The following is a 21,756-nucleotide window of genomic DNA, read 5'->3' on the forward strand; positions in this document are numbered from 1 at the left end:
TTCGATGGATACACCCGCCTTGGCATAGGTGTAGGATTCGGATTGCTGATCTTTTGCGTCCATTTGTCGCCGTTAGCGAGAACAGGGTTGGAATTCCACGTCTATGTCGCCTAAAGGCAGGGTGATGTTAAAAATGGGCGGAAAATGGTTACAAATTACGGCGATCGGTTTGCCTTTGGCGCTGATCGGCGGCGGCATACTTGTTGCCCAGATTGAAGGGCCAAAGCGCGGAATCGCCCCAATCGCCAGCACCGGTGATTTTGAAGTCACCGGCGTTTCGGTCAATGTCACCGGAAAAAATGCTTTTGAAGCCCGGCAAAAAGGCTGGGAAGAGGCGCAGCGGCTGGCTTGGTCGGCGCTTTGGCGCAAGTCCCACGGGGGTGCGGGATCAACGCTTTCGGATTCGACCCTCGACGGCATCGTTGCGGCCATTGTGGTGGAAAGTGAACAAACAGGCCCACGTCGCTATATCGCAAAACTCAGCGTGCTATTTGACCGCGCACGGGCAGGGCAGTTGCTCGGTTTCAGCGGTATCACCCAGCGGTCCGCGCCGCTCTTGCTGTTGCCCGTTACCTATTCGGCAGGCGCGCCGACAGTGTTTGAACAACGCACATCGTGGCAAAGAAGCTGGGCAAAGTTTCGCACTGCCGACAGCCGCGTGGATTATGTCCGGCCAAGCGGGGCTGGCGGCGAATCGCTCTTGCTCAACGCCGGACAGATGGATCGGCGCAGCCGCATCTGGTGGCGGACGATTTTGGATCAATTTGGGGCGGCCGATGTCATCATACCCATCGCAAGGATCGAACGGCAATGGCCCGGAGGTCCAGTGATCGGAAAATTTTCGGCGCGCTATGGGCCGGATAACAAATTTCTCGGGTCATTTACATTACGCACCGGAAGCAGCGCTGGCATTCCGGCTATGATGGACCAGGCCGTGGTGCGGATGGACCAGCTTTTCCAAACAGCGCTTACCGATGGCCGTCTGCGCGCTGATGCTTCGCTCGTTCTTGAAAAAGAGGTTGTCGAGGAAGAAGAGCTGGAAACCGAAGAGGAAGCCGTGCTGTCCGGTGAAATTGATCCGAATATCGAGGCACCGATTGTCCAGTCACTGGACGAAGTTGTGCGATCTATCGTTCCCGAAACACCGCCTGCTCCGACGACGCCGACGCAGCAACGGCCCTGAGCCGACAGCGATATGCGCCAAATAGCTTTGCCTTTGGATGAATTGCGCGGCGGCACGTCGTCCAGTTTGATTATTACGCCATCCAACGCCACCGCTTTTGCAGGAATAAGCAGCAGTACGAACTGGCCCAAAGGCTGCGCTATCCTGACAGGCCCGGCGCGGTCCGGGAAAAGCTTGATGGCGCGCTATTTTTCGGGGCAGGGCGGGACTGTTATCGACGATGCCGAGACAAGCGTTGACGAAACACTGTTCAATGCGTGGAACCGGTCACAAGAAACTTCGGTGCCGTTGCTATTGATATCGCGCTGGCGTCCGGCGGATTGGAATATTGAACTGCCCGACCTGAAGTCACGGGTGGGAGCCGCATTATTGCTGGAAATCGCCGCCCCCGATGACGAGATGATTGAGCAATTGCTACAAAAGCAACTGGCGGATCGCGGTGCGGTTATCAGCATCGATGCAATCAGCTATGTCAAACGCCGCATCGAACGCAGCTATGCCGCAATAGAAGGCTTCGCCCGTGCGGCCAACACGATGGCCTTGGCAAATAACGCGCCGGTCAATCTGGCGCTGGTGAAAAAGGTTTTGGACGTTTAGCCGCAATTGACGCGGGTGATGATCATGTCGTCATCATAATGCACGTTCAGCCGGTCCGGGCGATAATCCATTGTTGCCATGGAGCCCGGCGGTAACCAGCGCAGCGTTGCAGATCCGCTTTGCGCGACCATTTTGCTGCCCAATTCCGCGCTGGTTTTTTGTCCGATGGCATATTGGACCGATTCGGCGGCGCAGGCAAAGTCACCGGCCTTTTCAGCGGGGACAATTTCGGTTGTGGAAGGCGCTTCACGACCAGTGTTAGCACATCCACACAAAGCCAGAATAACGAAGGGTAGTAGGCTCTTCATGCTAGCAAATCCTCATCAAGGGTCCGTGTCATTTTCAACTTACCATTGACCACTGCAAAGGCCAAACGCCCTTCGACCAAATCCAGCGCATCGCGTCCGAATTGTTCAAATCGCCAACCCGTTAGCATTTCCAGGCCATCGCGTTCACCAGCCGCCAGCCGTTCCAGTTCCTCGGTGCGGACAATCAGGCGCGGTGCAACGTTGATTTCCCGTGACCGGATTTTCAGTAAAAGCTTCAAAAGGTCCGCCACCAATGACCCGTCCTTGCCCCCGCCCGGTGCACTTCGGATCCGATCCGGTAAGGCGTCGCGTGCCATTGGCTGGCTGGATTCGATCACGCCAATCAGGCGCGCGCCGATCTCATTATCGCGCCACGCAGGCGACAGCCCACGCACCTTGGGCAGATCCGCTTGCGATTTGGGCGGGTGTGCGGCGATATCGGCGAGGGTTTCGTCCTTCATGATCCGACCACGCGGAATATTCTTGCGCTGCGCTTCTTTCTCGCGCCATGCGGCCATCGCCTGCAACCGGCCTAAAACCTCTGGTTTGCGGGATTGTACCTTGATCCTGCTCCACGCATTTTCGGGGTCATTGCGATAATTGGCCGCGTCCGAAATCCGCTCCATTTCGTCATTCAACCACATGCCGCGTCCGGTTAATTTCAGCTTTTCAAGCATCATCGGGAAAATCACCGACAAATGCGTAACATCGGCAATGGCGTAGTCAATTTGGCGTTTGTCCAGCGGGCGGCGCGACCAATCGGTAAAGCGGGCACCTTTGTCGAGCTGTATGCCCATCCACAGGTCCACCAGATTGGAATATCCGATCTGTTCGCCTTGCCCCAACGCCATGGCCGCGATTTGCGTGTCGAACATGGGGTGCGGTGTCTTGCCCGTTAGGTTGAAAAAGATTTCAATATCCTGCCCACCGGCATGGAAAACTTTGAGCACATCCTCATTATCGCACAGCAATTCGAGCATCGGTGTCATGTCCAGCCCGTCTGCCTTTGGATCGACGGCCGCTGCTTCGTTGGCGTCAGCCAGCTGGATCAGGCAAAGGTCGGGATAATAAGTGTTTTCCCGCATAAATTCGGTATCGACCGCGACAAAAGGGGATTGGGCAAGGCGCGCGCACAATTCGGCAAGGCGTTTGCTGTCGGTGATGAGTGGATGAATCTGCATGTGGCTTTGGCCATAACAGGCATTCCCGACTTGACAAAGTGTTGCTGCAAGGTTGTTAGGCGCGCTTTCCACAGCTTTTTTGAATTGGTTGAACAATGCACGCCTATCGCACGCACAAATGCGCTGAACTTCGCGCCTCGAATGTCGGTGACACCGTCCGCCTGTCGGGCTGGGTTCACCGCAAGCGGGACCATGGCGGGGTGTTGTTCGTCGATTTGCGCGACCATTATGGCATGACGCAGATCGTGGCGGACAGTGATAGTCCGGCTTTGCCTGTTCTTGAAGGGCTCCGCCTTGAAAGCGTTGTCACGATAGATGGCGTCGTGAAAGCACGCAGCGACTCGACAGTGAACCCGAACCTGCCCACCGGCGAGATCGAAGTTTTTGCGCGCAGCGTTACGATATTGAGCAAGTCGGAAGAATTGCCGCTCCCGGTCGCCGGCGAGCAGGAATATCCCGAAGAGACGCGCCTGAAATACCGCTTCCTCGATCTTCGCCGTGAAACGTTGCACGCCAATATCGTCAAGCGTACACAGATTATCCGCGAAACCCGCCGCCGGATGGAAGATATCGGCTTTACTGAATATTCGACGCCGATCCTGACCGCATCCAGCCCCGAAGGCGCGCGTGACTTCCTCGTACCGAGCCGCATTCACCCCGGCAAATTCTTCGCGCTGCCGCAAGCGCCGCAGCAATATAAGCAATTGCTGATGGTTGCTGGCTTTGACCGCTATTTCCAGATCGCGCCCTGCTTTCGCGACGAAGATCCCCGCGCCGACCGCTTGCCCGGCGAATTTTACCAGCTCGACCTCGAAATGAGCTTCGTGACGCAAGAGGAAGTCTGGGAAACGATGGAACCGGTCATGGCCGGTGTTTTTGAAAGCTTCGCCGACGGCAAAAAGGTCACACCTGCAGGCGAATTCCCGCGCATTCCTTACTCCAAGGCGATGCTCGATTATGGCACCGACAAGCCGGATTTGCGTAACCCGATCATCATCCACGATGTTACCGATCATTTCCGTACAAGCGGCTTTGGCCTGTTTGAACGCATTGTCGAAGGTGGCGGCGTTGTGCGCGCTATCCCGGCGCCGAACACAGCGGAGAAAAGCCGCAAATTCTTTGATGACATGAACGAGTGGGCACGCAGCGAAGGCCATGCAGGCCTTGGTTATGTGACGCGCAAAGGCGGCGAATTCGGCGGACCCATTGCCAAGAACCATGGCGAAGAAGGCATGAAGGCGCTTTACGAGGCCATCGGCCTTGGCCCCGATGACGGCTGTTTCTTTGCCGCTGGCAAGGAAGATCAAGCAGCAAAACTGGCGGGCGCCGCACGCACCCGCACCGGTGAACAGCTTGACCTGATCGAGACGGACGCGTTCCGTTTCTGCTGGATTATTGATTTCCCGTTCTACGAATGGAGCGAGGAAGACAAAAAAGTCGATTTTGCTCACAATCCATTCTCGATGCCGCAAGGTGGCCTCGAAGCATTGGAAACGCAGGATCCGCTTACGATCAAGGCCTATCAGTATGACATGGTCTGCAACGGATATGAGCTCGCCTCGGGCTCGATCCGGAACCAGCATCCCGACCTGATGGTCAAGGCGTTCGAACTGACCGGATTGACACAAGCTGATGTTGAGGAACGTTTTGGCGGCATGTACCGAGCCTTCCAATATGGCGCACCACCACATGGCGGCATGGCGGCAGGGGTCGACCGGATGGTGATGTTGCTGTGCGGCGTCCAGAATCTGCGCGAAATCACGCTTTTCCCCATGAACCAGCGCGCCGAAGACCTGTTGATGGGCGCGCCGTCGCCCGCCATGGCAAAGCAATTACGCGAATTGCACATCCGCGTGGTGGAGCAACCTTCTAAAGCCTGATTGTCCCGAAATCGGACGCGCTTTTTGACGCCCTTGTTTAGGCAGGCGTAAGGTGCTGAACCGCGCCGATGGCAATCGACCTTTCCGATTTTGAGTCCGGCACGAAATATGACGGGGACTATGACGAAGGCCTGAAATCACTTCAGGACCGGCTGGCGGTGCAACAATCCCTGCATATTCTGCACAACGCGCGCACCCTGATTGTCGTCGAAGGATGGGATGCTTCGGGCAAGGGCGGTGCGATAAAGCGCCTGACTGCGTCGCTCGACCCGCGTTATTATCAGGTCTATTCAGTATCCGCGCCGACGGTCGAGGAAAAGGACAAGCACTTCCTCTGGCGCTTTTGGAGCAAATTGCCGGGTAAACGCGAAATCAACATCTGGGACCGCAGCCATTATGGCCGCGTGCTGGTCGAACGCGTTGAAGGTTTCTGCAGCGAAGCCGAATGGCGTCGCGGCTATGATGAAATAAATGAATTTGAATCGCGGCAGGGTGAAATAGGTACAAAGATTATCAAAATCTTCCTGCATGTTACGCAAGAAACCCAAGATCGGGTATTAACTGAACGGTTGAACGATCCTTCGAAACGCTGGAAAGTGACGGCGGAAGATTTTCGCAATCGGGCCAAGCGCGACGCCTATCTCGACGCGATGAAAGATATGTTCAAACGCACCGACACCCATTGGGCACCCTGGACCGTCATTGACGGCAATAACCAGAAAGCGGCGCGCATGGCGGTGTTGAGTCATGTGGTGCAGGAACTCGAAGCCAGCGTTCCGCAGGAATTTCCTGAAGTGGATGCAGGGATACTGGCTTTGGCCAAGGCTACGCTGGGATATAAGGCGGATTGAGCGGGAGGCGGGTTGTGGACCTTACCGTCGCTCCCCTCTCCAACTCCGCCTAGGCCTAGCGGCCAAGGCTTCGTATCCTCTCCCCTGAAGGGGAGAGGGCATCCGCTGTTTTCCTCTCCCGTTGGCCTCTGGCCGCCTTCGGCTCAGGGGAGAGGTACGTAGTCTTATGGCTTTAGCCATTAGACGAAGTGGAGAGGGGGAGGTCGCGCCCGACCCCTTATTCCGCCCTTTCAGGATATAAAATCCCGACAACTTCCCATTCTTTCGGCCCGGTTGGAAGCGTTACAGTCTTGACATCGCCGACCGCTGACCCGCGCAACGCCCGGGCGAGGGGGGAGTTCCATCCGATCCGGCCTGCCCCAGCCTCCGCCTCGTCATCGCCGACCAGAGTAATCGTGCGATGTACATCATCGGCATCGGCGATGGTGACGGACGCCCCGAAAAACACCCGGCTGCGGTCTTCCTGACGGGACGGATCGAGAATTTTGGCAACCTTCATCTTCTTTGAAAGCTGCCCCAGTTCGCGGTCGATGGCGCGCAGCTTTTGGCGGCCATAGATATAATCGCCATTTTCGCTGCGGTCGCCATTGCCGGCTGCCCAATGGACAATTTCGACCACCGCCGGACGCTCGACCGCAAAAAGCTGTTCATAGCGTTCGCGCAGGGCGGTGAATCCGGCGGGTGTTATCGGGTTAGTGCGTTCCATCGGGCGGTGACAGGTCACCCCGGCGTCGACTTGCCCAGATAGGTGCTCAGTGGCGTTGCCGAACGCACCCGCGCTTTTTCAGGATGCAGATGGTCATACATCACGGCATTTTCGAGGACACGGTAAACATAATCCCGGGTTTCGCTGAGCGGGATTTTCTCGATCCACTCCATGATACCAATCTGGCCAGTCCGTGGGTCGCCATTGGCTTTCAGCCATTTGTTCACATTGCCCGGGCCGCCATTATAGGCAGCAATCGCCAAGGGATAGCTGCCGCCATAATAATCGAGCATCCGCTGGATATAGGTAGAGCCGAGCGAGATATTGTAATCGGTATCAACGGTCAGGGCATCGGGGCGATAGGCCATCGCGATTTTGCCAGAGGTTTCGCGGGCCGTGCCGGGCATCAATTGCATCAACCCGCGTGCGCCAGCGTGGCTGACGGCGGCTTTGTCAAACTGGCTTTCTTGCCGCATGATAGCGTGCGCCAGCGTCCAGTTATGATTTTGCGATGCAGGGACCTCAACAGTGGGATATCCATTGCCAAGCAGATCGGCATAACCGAAATAGCGCGCGCTTCGCCCCGCCATAACCGCCAGATCGGGGCGGTTGATTTTCTTCGACAAGTTGATTGCGGCGACAAAATCCTGCGGTGTTTTGGCATTTTTGGAAATGGCCCGCAGGAAATTGCTTTGGTCTTTCCAGCTGCCATATTTCGATGCCAGCGCAGCGGCCAGAAAAACTGCCGGTGTGCTTGCATCGGTCAATGGCGCAGGCGTGACCGCCACTTGCGGGACAGGCGGCAAAGGACGCCTGAGTTGCTCAAGTGACAGTTGTCCGAAAAAACTGTCATAATATACGGAGGCTTGTTCATAATAACTTGTCGCTCGGGCAGGTTCGCCATTTCTGGCGGCGGCCTTTCCAGCCCAATGCAATCCCTTTGATCGCGTTTGGGGTGATTTGGCGGCGGTGGCATAAAGGGCAAACATCGCGGCGGCATCGCCCGGACGGCCCAGCCTTTCAAGGGCAAGGCTGCCTGCCATCCACGTCAGGCTGGTATAATGATCGCGTGTCGTCAAATCCTGATCGACCATCACCAAGCCCGCGGGTGGGGCATCGTCAACGCGTGAGGCGATTCGGTATGCCACATCATATTGGCCATCGTTCGCTGCGGCTTGGGCGTGGGTCAAAAGCAGCTTGTACCAGTCTTTCAAAACCGGCACCGGCGCGACCAGCCGTGACCGGTTGGCCAGCAATTCACGCGCGGCAAAACTGTTGCCGGATAGACGCAAGGCGTCTGCCCTGGCGGCGAGCAAGCTTGCCTCTCCATTCGCGCCGTTGCCAGCTTCCTGCACTTTCAAGGCCGCGTCTGGGCTGTTCATGCGGGTTGCAAGTGCTGCGATAAAGGCAGGACGGCGTTGCGGTGACGTGTAGTCAATCCACCTTTGCGCGGCGCGCGTGGCGCTTGACCATAGCAAGCGGTCAACCCTTGCATCATGATCCGCCGAGGTCAGCGCGGTGCCCGCAATCCGGAACAGGCGTGTTTCGTCGTCATCGCTCAAAAGGCCGCTGCGCCATGCTTCGCGCGCCATGTTGGCTGCGCGTGCCCTGTCGCCCGTGGCATCAAGCGCCATCGCGTATTTTGCACGACCGGTGTTGGTCATTGGCGGCAATCGGTCAAAATAGGCAACGGCTTGGTTGGGGGAATAGGTCAGCGGATTGATAGCCTGTTCCGCATTTTTCCGCATCTCTTCGGAATTGGGCCAATCGGGATAGTTCATTAAGAAGGATGCATACTCGCCGAAGCTATAGCCCGTCGAAGCGCTCAACATTTTCCATCGCTGCAGCGCGGCGGGAATTTTGCCTTCGCTGGGATCATATTGGACGATGGCAGGGGCCATCGGCGGAGTGCCGGTGGCGCTGGGCTGGGCAGGTTCGCCGGTGCCGCGTTGCCACTGGATTTCTGGTTGTTGTTGCGCCGCAGCCATCGCTGTGGCCGGAAGAATCAGCATAGATGCCGAAATGAGATGCTTTACCATGCTGGACATATTATGTGCCCCATCCTTATCAGGTGCTGAACGAACGACTATATTCCCCATAGCTGACCCCTATGGTCCAAAATGAAAGTTATTTGCCATGTTTTCCGGATCAATACCCGCCCTAGTGACTCCTTTTTGCGACGGAGCGTTTAGCGAGAAGCATTTTCGGGCGTTGATTGACTGGCAAATCGAGCAGGGATCGAGAGCAATGGTGCCGGCGGGGACCACCGGAGAGGCATCGACGCTGTCCAATGCCGAGCATCATCGCGTGATTGAGGTGTGTATCGAGCAGGCTGGCGGACGCGTTCCGGTTATTGCGGGATGCGGCTCGAATGACACCACCAATGCCATATTGCACCTTAATTTTTCCAAGAAGAGCGGTGCGGCGGCAGGGCTTGTGGTTGCGCCTTATTATAACCGGCCGAATCAGGATGGAATCTACCAACACTTCCACCGGATGACCGAAAAGAACGACCTGCCGATCGTGCTGTACAATGTACCCGCACGCACTGTGACGGATATCAAACCGGGAACCGTTGCCGCGCTTGCCAAATTGCCGACCGTCATCGGTATCAAGGATGCCAGCGGAGATCTGTCGCGGGTGACCGACCACCGTCTCGCTTGTCCGCCCGACTTCTGCCAATTGTCAGGCGTCGATGAACTGTCGCTTGCATTCAATGCCAGTGGCGGCGTGGGATGCATCTCGGTAACGGCCAATGTCGCACCGAAGCTCTGTGCGGAGTTTCAGGCGGCCTGTGCATCGGGGGATTACGAGTTGGCACGTAATCTTAATGATACGCTTTACCCACTTCATTTAGCGCTATTTTCCGATGCATCACCCGGACCGATAAAATATGCCATGTCGCGGGTTATCGACGGATTCCCAACCGAGTTGCGCCTGCCCATGACCCCGCCGAGCGAGGCGAGCCGTAGACAGGTTGACGCCGCTTTGGAGAATGCAGGGCTAATCTGATGTCGCGTCCCAAAACCGAAGAGTTTAACAAGGTCAAAACCGTCGCCGAAAACCGGCGCGCACGGTATGATTATCATATCGACGATAAATATGAGGCCGGCATCGTGCTGACCGGAACCGAGGTCAAATCGCTGCGTTTTGGCGAAGGGTCGATTGCGGAGAGCTATGCCGAGGTCAAGGATGACCAGATCTGGCTCATCAACGCCAATATTCCCGAATTCAGCCACGGCAACCGCAATAATCATGAACCAAAACGCCCCCGTAAATTGCTCCTTAATCTTCGTGAAATATACAAGCTGCATGGTGCCGTGATGCGTCAGGGCATGACGCTCGTCCCACTGTCGATCTATTTTAACGGTAAGGGCCGGGCAAAGGTTGAACTGGCGTTGGCCAAAGGCAAAAAGGCGCCCGACAAACGGGCAACGGAAAAAGAACGCGACTGGAAGCGCGAGCAGGGACGTATCATGCGAGATCGGGGATGAGAAGAATAGGCGCTTGGATACATAGGCAGGCCCCAACCCGCGACAGCTTTGAGCGTAGCCGTTTTCTGCGTCCCTTTGCCAAGCGGGTGTTCCACCCTGCCTTGTGGCGCTTTACCCGCCGCTCGGTCCCGCGTGGCGTAGCCTTGGGCTTGCTCGTGGGTATTTTCCTTTTGATTCCCGGTGTACAAATTGCAGGCGTGGCATTGCTAGCACTTCCGGCACGCGCGAATATTCCCATCGGCGCGGCCATGACCTTTTTAAGCATGCCCGCGACCACGCCGTTCATCCTTATTGCATCTGTTTATGTCGGCGAGTCTGTCCTCCGGCTCAGTGGCGGTTCGGGCCGCTTTTACGAATTGATCCAATCAGGTGCGCCCTTGTCACAATGGCTCGATTTCATTTGGACCGAGGCCCCAATGGCTTTGGTTCAGGGCGTGGCGGGTCTGGCGATTATTTCGGTCGTCGCGGCTGCAATCGGCTATGTTCTTGCCGCATGGTTCTGGCGTTGGTGGATCAGCTCGAAATGGCGACGCCGGTCGAAAGCAATTGCTGCTAGTAGATAAGCACTCGCGCGTTTTCGCAGCGGTAATAGAAACGCTCCCACTTAAGCTAGGGGAGTTGAGCATGAAATTCTTGAAACAAGTGGCTTTGGCCGCTTCTGTATCCACATTGGTTCTGGCATCGCCAGCCTTGGCGCAAACTGCGCCAGCCGCAGATGCACCTGCCAAGGATGGCCCGCAACTGGGCAACTTTGGTTTTGACGATAGCGGAATGGACACATCGGTTGCGCCGGGGGACGATTTCTACCTCTTTGCCAATGGCAAATGGGCGGCGAAGACCGAAATTCCGGCCGACAAGTCCAATTATGGTATGTTCACCGCGCTCGACGATCTGTCGAAAGATCGGGTAAAACTGGTGCTGGATGCGGAAAAGGACGTGAAGGGCAGCAAGGCGGGCAATGTCTATGCCAGCTATCTTGATACCGCAACCGTCGAGAAAAAGGGGCTGAAGCCTATTCAGCCATGGCTGAAACAGGTGCGTGGCATCAAGAACAAGGCGGCCTTTGAAAAAATGTTGCCGACCGCGGCGCGCAACGGCGTTGGCGCATTGTTCGGCGGCTTTGTCGGGCAAGATGACAAAAACCCCGAAGTCTATATTTTCCAGATTTTTCAAGGCGGCACAGGCTTGCCCGACCGCGATATGTATCTGGTCGAAAATGACAAATTCGAGTCTATACGCAAGGCCTATAAAGATTATCTGGGCAAAATGCTGACTTTAGCGGGAGAGAAAAACCCTGAGGCCCGCGCCGATGCAATTTTTGCGATGGAAAAGAAAATTGCCGAAGTCCAATGGACTAGGGAAGATAGTTCGGATGCGACCAAAACTTATAACAAGATGACTTTGGCGCAATTGGACGGCATGACCCCTGGCCTGAAGCTGTCGTCGGTGTTGACCGGTGTCAGTCCGAACATAACCGAAGTCGTTGTCGGGCAGCCAAGCGCAATTACCGGTATCGCAAAAATCTTTGCCGAGACCGATTTGGCAGTCCTGAAAGACCAGATGATCGTCAACAGCCTGTCGACCTATTCCAATGTGCTGCCCGATTCGGTTTCGGACACGGTCTTTGCCTTTTATGGCACAACTTTGCAGGGAACACCCAAGCGCGAACCACGCTGGAAACGGGGCGTTGCCTTGACTGAAGGCACATTGGGGGACGAAGTGGGCAAGGCCTATGCCGCCAAATATTTCCCGCCCGAAACCAAGGCGTCGATGGACATATTGGTGAAAAATGTGCTGGCGGCCATGGGGCGGCGGATTGACGGTCTTTCGTGGATGCAGCCCGAGACCAAGACCAAGGCGCGGGCAAAGCTGGTCAATTTCACGACCAAGATCGGATATCCCGACCGCTGGAAAGATTATTCCAAGCTGAAAATCGTGCGCGGCGACCTGTATGGCAATGACATGCGGGCGAACCAATGGGGCTTTGACGACAATATTTCCAAGCTTGGCGGCCCCATCCGCCGTTGGGAATGGGGCATGTTGCCGCAAACGGTGAATGCTTATGCCAATTTCGGCATGAACGAAATCGTATTCCCCGCTGCGATTTTGCAGCCGCCTTTCTTTGACCCGAAGGCCGATCCTGCCATCAATTATGGCGGTATCGGCGCGGTTATCGGGCATGAGGTCAGCCACCATTTTGACGATCAAGGCGCGAAATATGACCAGAATGGCAAGCTTGCCGACTGGTGGACCGAAAGTGACGTCAAGGCGTTTGAGGCCGCCGGAAAGCAACTGATCGCGCAATATGACGCCTATAAGATTTTCCCGGATGCGTCGGTGAAGGGCGAATTTACGCTGGGTGAAAATATCGGCGATCTGGCCGGATTGACCATAGCCTATGATGCCTATCGCACATCGCTGAACGGCAAAGAGGCGCCCGTCATCGATGGTATGACCGGCGACCAGCGCTTTTTCCTCGGCTGGGCGCAGGTTTGGCGGCGTAATTATCGCGAGGCAAATTTGCGTCAGCGGTTGATAACCGACCCGCACAGCCCCTCGACGCAACGGGTATGGGTGGTACGCAATCTTGACAAATGGTACGATGCGTTCCAGCCAAAAACCGATGGCAAATTATACCTCAAGTCCGAGGAACGCGTCCGCATCTGGTAAGGAACCAATTTGACAACCCAAGTCCCGCCTTCGACTTTCCATATTCTAGGGCAGGATGCGGAGGATGCTTCGCACGATCAGCTTCGGCCGATTATATGGTTGGCGGGTGCGACGTTGGTTTCGCTCGCCATCTTGTGGTTTGCGACACACAACTTCGTCTTGCTGGGAAGCTGCGCCGCGGCAATGGTGGCGGCGTGGGGGTTCGTGAATTTTGTCCGGCGGACCCGCCCAGTCGAGGCATCGACGCAGATGTTGCCGCCCGACTGGTCGATCACCCACGCCGCCACGCAGTTAAGTGTGGCGGCTATAGCGATAAGCGACCGGGCCGGGCGGCTGGTGTGTGCGAACGACCATTTTACCAAGGCCTTTCCCGGATTGAAAGCGCCGCCGGATCTGGGCGTTGACGATGCAAACCGGGAACATCTGGTTGCTGCGGGCAGGGCGGCCTGGCGTGACGGTAGCGCGCAGATAGAATTACTGTCGATGGGCGAGCGCCAATATAACGTTAAAGTCGCGCGTGCCGGCACCGCTGACGAATATCTTCTATGGCGGCTCGCCCCTATCGAGCGGTTGGATATTGAAAGCAGAGCGATCGAATTGGTGAGCGGCCGCATTGGCCGGGCGATGGCGCAAAACGGGATGATGGCCGTGTCCATTGGTGCCGACGGCCTTATCCGCGCCGCCAATATCGCCTTTGTCCTGCGCGCGACGGGAAGCGATAATGATGTCATCATTGGCAAGCAATTTACCAATTATATGCGTATGGACGAAAATGGCAGCGTCTTTTTCGAACGCGAAGGTCGGCGCGGTTTGCCCATCCGCTTGTTGAACATTGCTTTGACCGAAGACCAGGCAGATGGTTCTTCCTTGTTGCTCGCCATCGATGAAGAAGGCGCGAAGTTGGAACGCGGACTTGCGTTGGCGCATGTGGAACAATTGCTTTCGACCCTGCCATTGGGGTTGGCACTGGTCGACCGAAATGGCCGGTTTCTTTTTGCCAATGATGCCTTTGCCCGTGTACTTGACCTGACGCCCGAGGCGATCCCTCCTTATCCCGGCGATTTGGTAATCGCCGAAGATACCGCTGCCGTGCTCGACAGCATCCGTCGCTATGGCAGCGGCTCGATGACGTCGGGCGATATCGCGGTCCGCCTGAAAGAACGTCCTGACGAGGTTATCGCGCTTTCGATTGCCGGTGTGCGTGGCTTGGGTGAGGCCGCAGTGCTGCTGGGGCTTAAGGACAATAGCGAGGAAACGAAGCTAAAACGGCAGGTCGCGCAACAAACAAAGATGGAATCCATCGGTCAGTTGGCCGGCGGCGTAGCCCATGATTTCAACAATATCCTGACCGCGATTATCGGCTATTGCGACCTGATGCTGATGCGGCACCAGCCGGGCGACGGCGACTATGACGATATCCAGCAGATCAAGAATAACTCAAACCGCGCGGCCAGCCTGACGCGTCAATTGCTTGCCTTTTCACGGCAGCAGACCCTGCGTCCGCAGATTTTGCAATTGCCCGATGTGGTGGCCGATGTATCCAGCCTGTTGAAGCGCTTGTTAGGGGAAACGGTCCGGCTGGAGGTACATCACGGACGTTCACTGGGACCTGTGCGCGCTGATCCGGGGCAGCTTGAACAGGTTATCGTCAATCTGGGCCTCAACGCCCGTGATGCAATGGATAAAGGCGGCGTGGTTCATATCAGCACCAAGTCTGTTTCAAAGGAAGATGTGCGGACGATGGGTAGCGATATCCTGCCTATTGGCGATTATGCGTTGCTGTCGGTGGAAGATAGCGGTTCTGGCATTTCCAAAGAAAATCTGGGCAAGATATTCGAACCGTTCTTCACGACCAAGGAAGTGGGCAAGGGCACTGGCCTTGGTCTTTCGACCGTTTATGGCATCGTGAAACAATCAGGCGGGTTCATCTTTGCAGAATCCGAACTGGGCCAGGGAACGCGGCTTGACATATATCTTCCGGTGCACGTAGGCGAAGCACCTGTGGCCGAACCTGGCAAAAAGGAATTTTACCGGCCCAAGGATTTGTGGGGCAGCGGCCGGATATTGATTGTCGAGGACGAAGACATGGTCCGTGCTGTCGCTGAACGGGCTTTGGTCCGGCAAGGCTATGTCGTTGAAACCGCCAGCGACGGGGAAGAGGCATTGGCGCTGTTCGCGGATGGCAAACGCTATGATCTGGTGGTGTCCGATGTGGTCATGCCGAACATGGATGGCCCTACCATGGCCCGTAATTTGCGCGGGCAATTTGGCGATATCCGGCTGTTGTTCATGTCGGGCTATGCCGAGGAACAATTGCGCGAAACCATCAGTCTCGACAATGTGTCGTTCCTGCCCAAGCCATTTTCAGTGCAGCAAATTGCCGAAGCGGTACATGATGCAATGGCAAAGGAGTGAGGAGCGGTGGTGGAAGGAGTTCGGGACCGTCCCCAGAAGCTGGACTTTTTTTGAAAATGTCATAAACACCTCATAAAAAACAATAATAAAAATTATGTTCCGCTCTTGTTCTTTTAGAACAGTTGCAGTACATGTCTTTTTGTTCCGGTGATGTTCCGGACCCAGGCATGACGCTAAGGAGTGGAAAAATGGCAGCAAGTCTTAAAGTAATCGATGGAGCTCAGGCAAAGAATATGAACAGTTCAGATCGTGATAAAGCGCTGGAAGCAGCGTTGGCGCAGATTGATCGCGCTTTTGGTAAAGGCTCGGCAATGAAGCTGGGCAGCCGCGAGGCGATTGCTATTGATGCGGTTTCAACAGGCTCGTTGGGCCTTGATATTGCCTTGGGCATTGGCGGCCTGCCAAAGGGGCGGGTCATTGAAATTTATGGCCCTGAAAGCTCGGGCAAGACGACATTGACCCTCCATGCCATTGCGGAAGCGCAGAAGGCGGGGGGCACTGCCGCCTTTATTGACGCGGAGCACGCGCTTGATCCGGCTTATGCCAAGAAATTGGGCGTCGATATCGACAATCTGATCGTGTCGCAGCCGGATACAGGCGAACAGGCGCTGGAAATTGCCGATACGCTGGTGCGGTCCAACGCCGTTGACATTTTGGTCATCGATTCAGTGGCGGCACTGGTTCCGCGCGCAGAAATTGAAGGGGAAATGGGCGACAGCCATGTCGGTCTGCAAGCCCGCCTGATGAGCCAGGCGCTCCGCAAGATTACCGGTTCGATCAGCCGTTCGAACTGTATGGTAATCTTCATCAACCAGATCCGCATGAAAATCGGCGTGATGTATGGTTCGCCCGAAACAACGACAGGCGGTAACGCGCTCAAATTCTACGCGTCGGTCCGTCTCGATATCCGCCGCATCGGCCAGATCAAACAGGGCGAGGATATCGTCGGTAACACGACACGGGTGAAGGTGGTGAAAAACAAGGTGGCGCCGCCCTTCAAGCAGGTCGAATTCGACATCATGTACGGGCAGGGCATTTCCAAGACCGGTGAACTGCTCGATCTGGGCGTGAAAGCGGGTATTGTTGAAAAATCGGGAAGCTGGTTCAGCTATGACTCGATCCGCATCGGGCAAGGGCGTGAAAATTCCAAGACCTATCTGGCCGAAAATCCGGAAGTGGCCGCAAAACTCGAAGCGGCGATCCGCGGCAAAACCGAGGAAGTGGCCGAGGTATTGATGACCGGATCGGACGCAGAGGACGATAGCGCCGAATAAGTTTCCTCTCTCCCCTAGAGGATTAAGCGCGGCCTTGCCTGAGGCTGCTGCTTTAGACCCGCCCTGGTCCACCCCGGGGCGGGTCATTCATTTGTGCCGAAGGGTTGGGGGTGCGTTCATTCCGTGACTGTGGAAACAGCAACTGGAGGAAAGACTTGGCCCTTTACTGTCCTTGACAGGCGCAAAGGCAAAGGCTCATCTGGCGACATGCATCCTGCGATCCATCTTATCGGTCTTCCCACTGACCAGAATAGCTCGTTTGAAAGGGGTTCAGCCCTCGGCCCGGCCGCCATTCGTCAGGCATTGTGGAGCGATCGCGGCAATCTTTCGACCGAATCGGGGTTGGAAATAGGACAGGATATTGGGCTGTTTGATGCAGGGGATCTGCCGCTGACCAATGCCGACTGCACGGCCGACGATGCCATGATTGCGCAGGCGGTTGCCGATGCGATGGCAAAGAACTGCGTTCCTTTCGCGCTGGGCGGTGACCATGCGGTCACTTTTCCACTGATTGCGGCCATAGCGGCCAAATACGGTCCACTGAACATATTGCATTTTGATGCCCATCCCGACCTTTATGATGATTTCGAAGGTAATCCGCGCAGCCATGCCTCGCCGTTCGCCCGCATCATGGAGGCCGGGCACGCCCGTCGCCTTGTCCAGGTAGGTATCCGGACATTGAACCGACACTGCCGCGAACAGGCCGACCGCTTTGGCGTGGAGATTATTCCCCTTGCTGATTTCACCCCCACGGATGTGCCAGCGCTGGAGGGGCCATTGTATATCAGCATTGACCTCGACGGTATCGACCCGTCCGAAGCACCCGGCGTCTCGCACCCCGAACCCGGCGGTCTCACCTTGCGCGAAGTACTGGCGGTTTTGCGGCGGCAAACAGCCCAGATCGTCGGAGTCGACATCGTCGAACTCAACCCCCACCGCGACGTCAATGACGTCACCGCAATCCTCGCCGCAAAGCTCGTGAGAGAGCTCGCAAGCTTCAGCCACGTCAACAAAACGCATAACTCAAGGAATTCATAATGACACTCATCGTCCACCATCTGAACAATTCGCGTTCGCAACGGATACTTTGGCTTCTCGAAGAGCTGGCATTGCCATACGAAATTCACCATCATCAGCGTGATGCCGTAACCAACCTTGCACCACCCGCGTTGCTCGACATCCATCCGCTTGGGAAGTCGCCAGTGATCGAAGACAATGGACAGATAGTCTATGAATCGGCGGCTATCGTTGAATATATCTGTGAACGGCACGGCGGCGAACATCTTGTGCCCGCTCGTGGAACGAAGGATCATATCCGCTATCTCGAATATCTGCACTTTGCAGAAGGCTCTGCGATGCTGCCTATTCTTCTCAATCTCTATACAGGACGTCTGGGCGAAGCCGCAGCCCCGCTCCGTCCCCGTATTGACGAGCAGTTGGAATGCCATTTCCGCTTCATGGAAAACCAACTATTGCCGTCAGGGTGGTTCGTTGCCGACAAGCTCACTGGCGCTGACATCATGCTAAGCTTCCCGGCGGAAGCGGCCGTGAAAATGGGACTGGCGGCCGACAAGCCCAAGCTAACTGCCTTTGTTGCGGCCATTCACGCCCGACCCGCATTTCAAAAGGCACTCGAAAAGGGAGGGCCCTACGCCTATGCCTGATAATATTGTCTGGTTTTTATCACTGACGGCGATTTCTTGTCCGTTACATGTTCCATCTATCTGGAAATCCATCTAAGTCGCACACGCTATGACCTCAACAAATGATATCCGCCGCGGTTTTCTCGACTATTTCGGCAATGCCAGCCATGATGTGGTGCAGTCTGCGCCGCTCGTACCCTATAATGACCCGACGTTGATGTTCGTCAACGCAGGGATGGTGCCGTTCAAAAACGTTTTCACCGGCCTTGAAAGTCGGGCAATTCCGCGCGCGACCTCGAGCCAGAAGTGCGTGCGGGCAGGCGGCAAGCATAATGATCTGGACAATGTAGGATATACGGCACGTCATCATACATTCTTCGAAATGCTCGGGAATTTCTCTTTCGGCGATTATTTCAAGGAAGAGGCGATTTTTCACGCGTGGACATTGTTGACCAAAGTTTGGGGGCTTGATCCCAATCGGTTGACCACCACCGTTTATCATACCGACGATGAAGCTTTTGACTTGTGGCGCAAGATAGCGGGACTTCCCGAGGAACGTATCATCCGGATCGCAACCAATGACAATTTCTGGTCGATGGGGGACACTGGCCCATGCGGTCCGTGTAGCGAAATTTTCTACGACCATGGCGACCATATTTTTGGAGGACCGCCGGGAAGCCCCGATGAAGATGGCGACCGGTTCGTTGAAATCTGGAATCTGGTTTTCATGCAGTTTGAACGGCATGATGATGGGTCGCAGACCGAACTTCCAAAACCTTCAATTGATACCGGGATGGGACTTGAGAGGATCGCTGCGGTACTTCAGGGTGTTCCCGATAATTACGATACGGATACGTTTAAGGCGCTCATCTCTGCGTCGCAGGAATTGACCGGGACCAAGGCAGAAGGCGAACAAATGGCCAGCCATCGGGTGATTGCCGATCATCTCCGGTCGACAAGCTTCCTTTTGGCAGATGGCGTGATGCCATCCAACGAAGGTCGTGGATATGTGCTTCGCCGGATCATGCGACGTGCGATGCGCCATGCGCACATTCTGGGGGCAAAAGAACCCCTGATGCATCGTCTGGTGGCTAATCTCGTATCGGAAATGGGGGCCGCTTACCCGGAACTGATCCGTGCGCAGCAACTGATTGAGGCAACCCTTAACCAAGAGGAAACACAGTTTCGGCGCACCCTCGATAAGGGTCTCAAGCTGCTGGATGAAGCGACTTCGGGCATGCAGCCCGGGGATATCCTTGCTGGCGAAACAGCATTTAAGCTCTATGACACCTTCGGATTCCCATATGATTTAACCGAAGATGCGTTGCGCGCGCAAGGTTTCGGGATCGATGCTGCCGGTTTCGAAGCGGCAATGACTTCGCAAAAGGAACGCGCGCGCGCTGCCTGGAAAGGTTCTGGCGCGAAGGCTTCGGATGATGTCTGGTTTGATATTGCTGAACGGGTCGGATCGACCGAGTTCACTGGCTATACCGCGAGCGAGAGTGAGAGCCAGGTGATGGCGCTCGTCAATGACGGTGTCGAAGTGCAGTCCGCTGTCGCTAACGACACGGTGACGGTTATCACGAACCAGACTCCATTTTACGGCGAAAGTGGTGGCCAGATGGGTGACGCGGGCACGATTTCCGGTGCCAATATGCGTGGGAAGGTCACCGATACCGCCAAACCGCTTGGCCGGTTGCATGCGCATCAGGTGACGCTCGACAGTGGTGAGATAAAGGTCGGTGATGTTGTCACGCTCAAGATCGATACCAACCGTCGGGATGCATTGCGCGCCAATCATAGCGCCACTCATCTGCTGCATGCCGCACTTCGGAACCGTCTGGGCGGGCACGTAACGCAAAAGGGCAGCCTCGTTGCGGCGGACCGTTTGCGTTTTGACTTCTCGCACAATCAGGCCGTCAGTGCCGACGATATGGCGCAGATTGAAGCCGATGTGAACGCGCAAATCCGAGGCAATCGTTCGGTTTCCACGCGGCTTATGACTCCTGACGATGCCGTCGCTGCCGGTGCGCTCGCTTTATTTGGCGAAAAATATGGCGACGAAGTGCGGGTCCTGAGTATGGGCGACGCTGAAGGGGTGAATTATTCCGTCGAGCTGTGCGGTGGAACCCATGTCAATGCGTTGGGCGATATCGCTTTATTCACAGTGATTTCCGAAGGGGCGGTCGCCAGTGGCATTCGCCGTATCGAAGCGCTTACAGGTGAAGCGGCACGTCAATATCTGTCGGGGCGAGAAGCGCAGTTAAAAGATATCGCCGCAATGCTGAAAAGCGCACCTGATGAGGTCGCGGCTCGAGTGGAAACGCTGCTTGTCGAACGCAAGCGGCTCGAGAAGGAATTGGGGGATGCGAAGACTGCACTGGCGCTCTCGGGCGGGTCGGGTCCAAAAGCCGAGGCGGAAGATGTCAATGGCATAGCTTTCTTGGGCCAGGTCATAAACTGCATTGAACCCAAAGCGCTCCGCGGTCTTGCCGATGACCAGATGAAGGTGATTGGCACGGGCGTTGTCGCAATTGTTGCGGCCAACGAGACGAGCAATACCATCGTCGTTGCGGTTTCTTCTGAACTGCACGGGAAAATCACTGCACCCGATCTAGTCCGTGCCGCAACGGCGGCGATGGGTGGGCAGGGCGGCGGCGGTCGGCCTGATATGGCGCAGGGCGGCGGCTTGGCAGGTGCCGAACAGGCGCAGGCTGCCATAGACGCGGTTAAGAGCGCGCTGGCGGACTAAAGAACGGACACAATAGTGTCAGATTCGCGCCATCGCCCGCAAGGCATCTGATGGCGGGAAGTGATCGGGCACGCGGTCGTCTATGGCCGCAGCCATACGATCATCGCCTGCATACCAGTCGTGTTCAATAGATGGATCGCGCAAAACGGCATCAATTGCGGCGGTCAGTTCGTAAGTGTGCGGCGGGAAACCGTTCACTCGCATTGCTGTCCACAGCGAAACGTTGAGCCATTGCTTGATCGGTTCGTTTGCGACCGGGTAAGGAATAAGACCCGTTCCGTTTTCAAAACGACGCAGGCAAGCCGAAAGATCGAGGGACACCATGGCTCGGCACGCAAAAGGTCGGTCGACATGAACACTACAAACCCCTTCGACAAGAAAGGCGCAAGGGTTGGCCGGGTCAATTAACTTACCGGAATCGCCGTGGCCACTCGCCAGCTTCGTCGCGATTCGTGCCATATGGTCGGCCACCGCCTTTGTCCGGCGAAGACGGCGGGCAATGTAGAACACTTCCACAGCATTGACCGACACCTGTTGATGACAACAGCTTCCGTATCCTTTGCTGCATGCGATTTTTTGCGGAGGCTTGTGCCGCGCCATACTGGCGTCGCCTATCGTGCGATAGATTTCGACGAGTTGGTCGTTTGCTTCGGGCGAGGATTCTGCTGCCAGCCGGGCAAAGTAACGCACCAGCGCAACGCTCTCATCAGGATTAAATGCGCTCGTACCCGAAGCAAATTCACCCATGCACCCTTTTACCATTAGCTGCCGGATCATGTGCGGCGGTTTCAACTTCGACATT

18 protein-coding genes are annotated in these 21,756 nt (G+C 56.0%); 13 read left to right on the plus strand and 5 right to left on the minus strand.

Features of this window, described 5'->3' with window-relative positions; genetic code table 11:
* Positions 1 to 103: 103 nt before the first annotated feature.
* Both ACEW72_RS12870 and ACEW72_RS12875 read left to right on the plus strand, forming a co-directional pair.
* Positions 104 to 1,183: a heavy-metal-associated domain-containing protein gene (locus ACEW72_RS12870; protein ID WP_373476791.1), complete on the plus strand. Its 1,080-nt coding sequence runs from the start codon at positions 104 to 106 to the stop codon at positions 1,181 to 1,183.
* 12 nt (positions 1,184 to 1,195) lie between these two features.
* Positions 1,196 to 1,780 carry an ATPase gene (locus ACEW72_RS12875; RefSeq protein WP_373476792.1) on the plus strand — a complete coding sequence of 195 codons (585 nt, stop codon included), beginning with the start codon at positions 1,196 to 1,198 and terminating at the stop codon, positions 1,778 to 1,780.
* Here ACEW72_RS12875 and ACEW72_RS12880 read toward each other — a convergent pair.
* Both ACEW72_RS12880 and rnd read right to left on the minus strand, forming a co-directional pair.
* Positions 1,777 to 2,088, minus strand: a complete 312-nt coding sequence (locus ACEW72_RS12880) for an I78 family peptidase inhibitor (RefSeq protein ID WP_373476793.1) — start codon at positions 2,086 to 2,088, stop codon at positions 1,777 to 1,779. The two genes, ACEW72_RS12875 and ACEW72_RS12880, sit on opposite strands and share 4 nt — an antisense overlap.
* On the minus strand, positions 2,085 to 3,269 hold the full coding sequence (rnd, locus tag ACEW72_RS12885) for a ribonuclease D (protein ID WP_373476794.1): 1,185 nt from the start codon (positions 3,267 to 3,269) through the stop codon (positions 2,085 to 2,087). Before rnd ends, ACEW72_RS12880 begins: the two co-directional genes overlap by 4 nt.
* A 95-nt stretch (positions 3,270 to 3,364) precedes the next feature.
* On the opposite strand from rnd, the gene aspS reads away from it, so the two are divergent.
* Both aspS and ACEW72_RS12895 read left to right on the plus strand, forming a co-directional pair.
* Positions 3,365 to 5,149, plus strand: coding sequence for an aspartate--tRNA ligase (aspS, locus tag ACEW72_RS12890; protein ID WP_373476795.1), 1,785 nt, complete (start codon positions 3,365 to 3,367; stop codon positions 5,147 to 5,149).
* Between the two features lie 68 nt (positions 5,150 to 5,217).
* Positions 5,218 to 6,000, plus strand: a complete 783-nt coding sequence (locus tag ACEW72_RS12895; protein WP_373476796.1) for a polyphosphate kinase 2 family protein — start codon at positions 5,218 to 5,220, stop codon at positions 5,998 to 6,000.
* Between the two features lie 217 nt (positions 6,001 to 6,217).
* Here the strand turns inward: ACEW72_RS12895 and ACEW72_RS12900 are convergent, their stop codons facing one another.
* Positions 6,218 to 6,706 carry a GreA/GreB family elongation factor gene (locus ACEW72_RS12900; protein ID WP_373476797.1) on the minus strand — a complete coding sequence of 163 codons (489 nt, stop codon included), beginning with the start codon at positions 6,704 to 6,706 and terminating at the stop codon, positions 6,218 to 6,220.
* A 14-nt stretch (positions 6,707 to 6,720) separates the two neighbouring features.
* Positions 6,721 to 8,754 carry a transglycosylase SLT domain-containing protein gene (locus tag ACEW72_RS12905; protein WP_373476798.1) on the minus strand — a complete coding sequence of 678 codons (2,034 nt, stop codon included), beginning with the start codon at positions 8,752 to 8,754 and terminating at the stop codon, positions 6,721 to 6,723.
* A gap of 88 nt (positions 8,755 to 8,842) precedes the next feature.
* Between ACEW72_RS12905 and dapA the strand changes: the two genes are divergently transcribed.
* The 9 genes from dapA (at position 8,843) to alaS (ending at position 20,954) form a co-directional block, all read left to right on the plus strand.
* Positions 8,843 to 9,718 (plus strand): 4-hydroxy-tetrahydrodipicolinate synthase, encoded by an 876-nt coding sequence (gene dapA, locus ACEW72_RS12910; protein WP_373476799.1) that lies wholly within the window; start codon positions 8,843 to 8,845, stop codon positions 9,716 to 9,718.
* On the plus strand, positions 9,718 to 10,200 hold the full coding sequence (gene smpB / locus ACEW72_RS12915) for an SsrA-binding protein SmpB (protein ID WP_373476800.1): 483 nt from the start codon (positions 9,718 to 9,720) through the stop codon (positions 10,198 to 10,200). Before dapA ends, smpB begins: the two co-directional genes overlap by 1 nt.
* Positions 10,197 to 10,763: a DUF2062 domain-containing protein gene (locus ACEW72_RS12920; RefSeq protein WP_373476801.1), complete on the plus strand. Its 567-nt coding sequence runs from the start codon at positions 10,197 to 10,199 to the stop codon at positions 10,761 to 10,763. The genes smpB and ACEW72_RS12920 overlap by 4 nt, the downstream gene beginning before the upstream one ends.
* Positions 10,764 to 10,824: 61 nt before the next feature.
* Positions 10,825 to 12,870, plus strand: a complete 2,046-nt coding sequence (locus ACEW72_RS12925) for a M13 family metallopeptidase (RefSeq protein WP_373476802.1) — start codon at positions 10,825 to 10,827, stop codon at positions 12,868 to 12,870.
* A gap of 9 nt (positions 12,871 to 12,879) precedes the next feature.
* Positions 12,880 to 15,285, plus strand: a complete 2,406-nt coding sequence (locus tag ACEW72_RS12930) for a response regulator (RefSeq protein WP_373476803.1) — start codon at positions 12,880 to 12,882, stop codon at positions 15,283 to 15,285.
* Positions 15,286 to 15,473: 188 nt separating this feature from the next.
* Positions 15,474 to 16,559 (plus strand): recombinase RecA, encoded by a 1,086-nt coding sequence (gene recA, locus ACEW72_RS12935; protein WP_373476804.1) that lies wholly within the window; start codon positions 15,474 to 15,476, stop codon positions 16,557 to 16,559.
* Positions 16,560 to 16,766: 207 nt separating this feature from the next.
* On the plus strand, positions 16,767 to 17,597 hold the full coding sequence (speB, locus tag ACEW72_RS12940; RefSeq protein WP_373476805.1) for an agmatinase: 831 nt from the start codon (positions 16,767 to 16,769) through the stop codon (positions 17,595 to 17,597).
* Positions 17,597 to 18,223, plus strand: coding sequence for a glutathione S-transferase family protein (locus tag ACEW72_RS12945; RefSeq protein ID WP_373476806.1), 627 nt, complete (start codon positions 17,597 to 17,599; stop codon positions 18,221 to 18,223). Before speB ends, ACEW72_RS12945 begins: the two co-directional genes overlap by 1 nt.
* A gap of 88 nt (positions 18,224 to 18,311) precedes the next feature.
* Entirely contained in the window at positions 18,312 to 20,954 is a 2,643-nt protein-coding gene (alaS, locus tag ACEW72_RS12950) for an alanine--tRNA ligase (RefSeq protein WP_373476807.1), read from the plus strand.
* An 18-nt stretch (positions 20,955 to 20,972) separates the two neighbouring features.
* On the opposite strand, the gene ACEW72_RS12955 is transcribed toward alaS, so the two are convergent.
* Complete coding sequence (locus ACEW72_RS12955) at positions 20,973 to 21,755, minus strand: hypothetical protein (protein ID WP_373476808.1); 783 nt, start codon at positions 21,753 to 21,755, stop codon at positions 20,973 to 20,975.
* Position 21,756 lies beyond the last annotated feature (1 nt).

The sequence above is a fragment of the Sphingorhabdus sp. genome (assembly GCF_041737645.1).
GTDB lineage: Bacteria > Pseudomonadota > Alphaproteobacteria > Sphingomonadales > Sphingomonadaceae > Sphingorhabdus_B.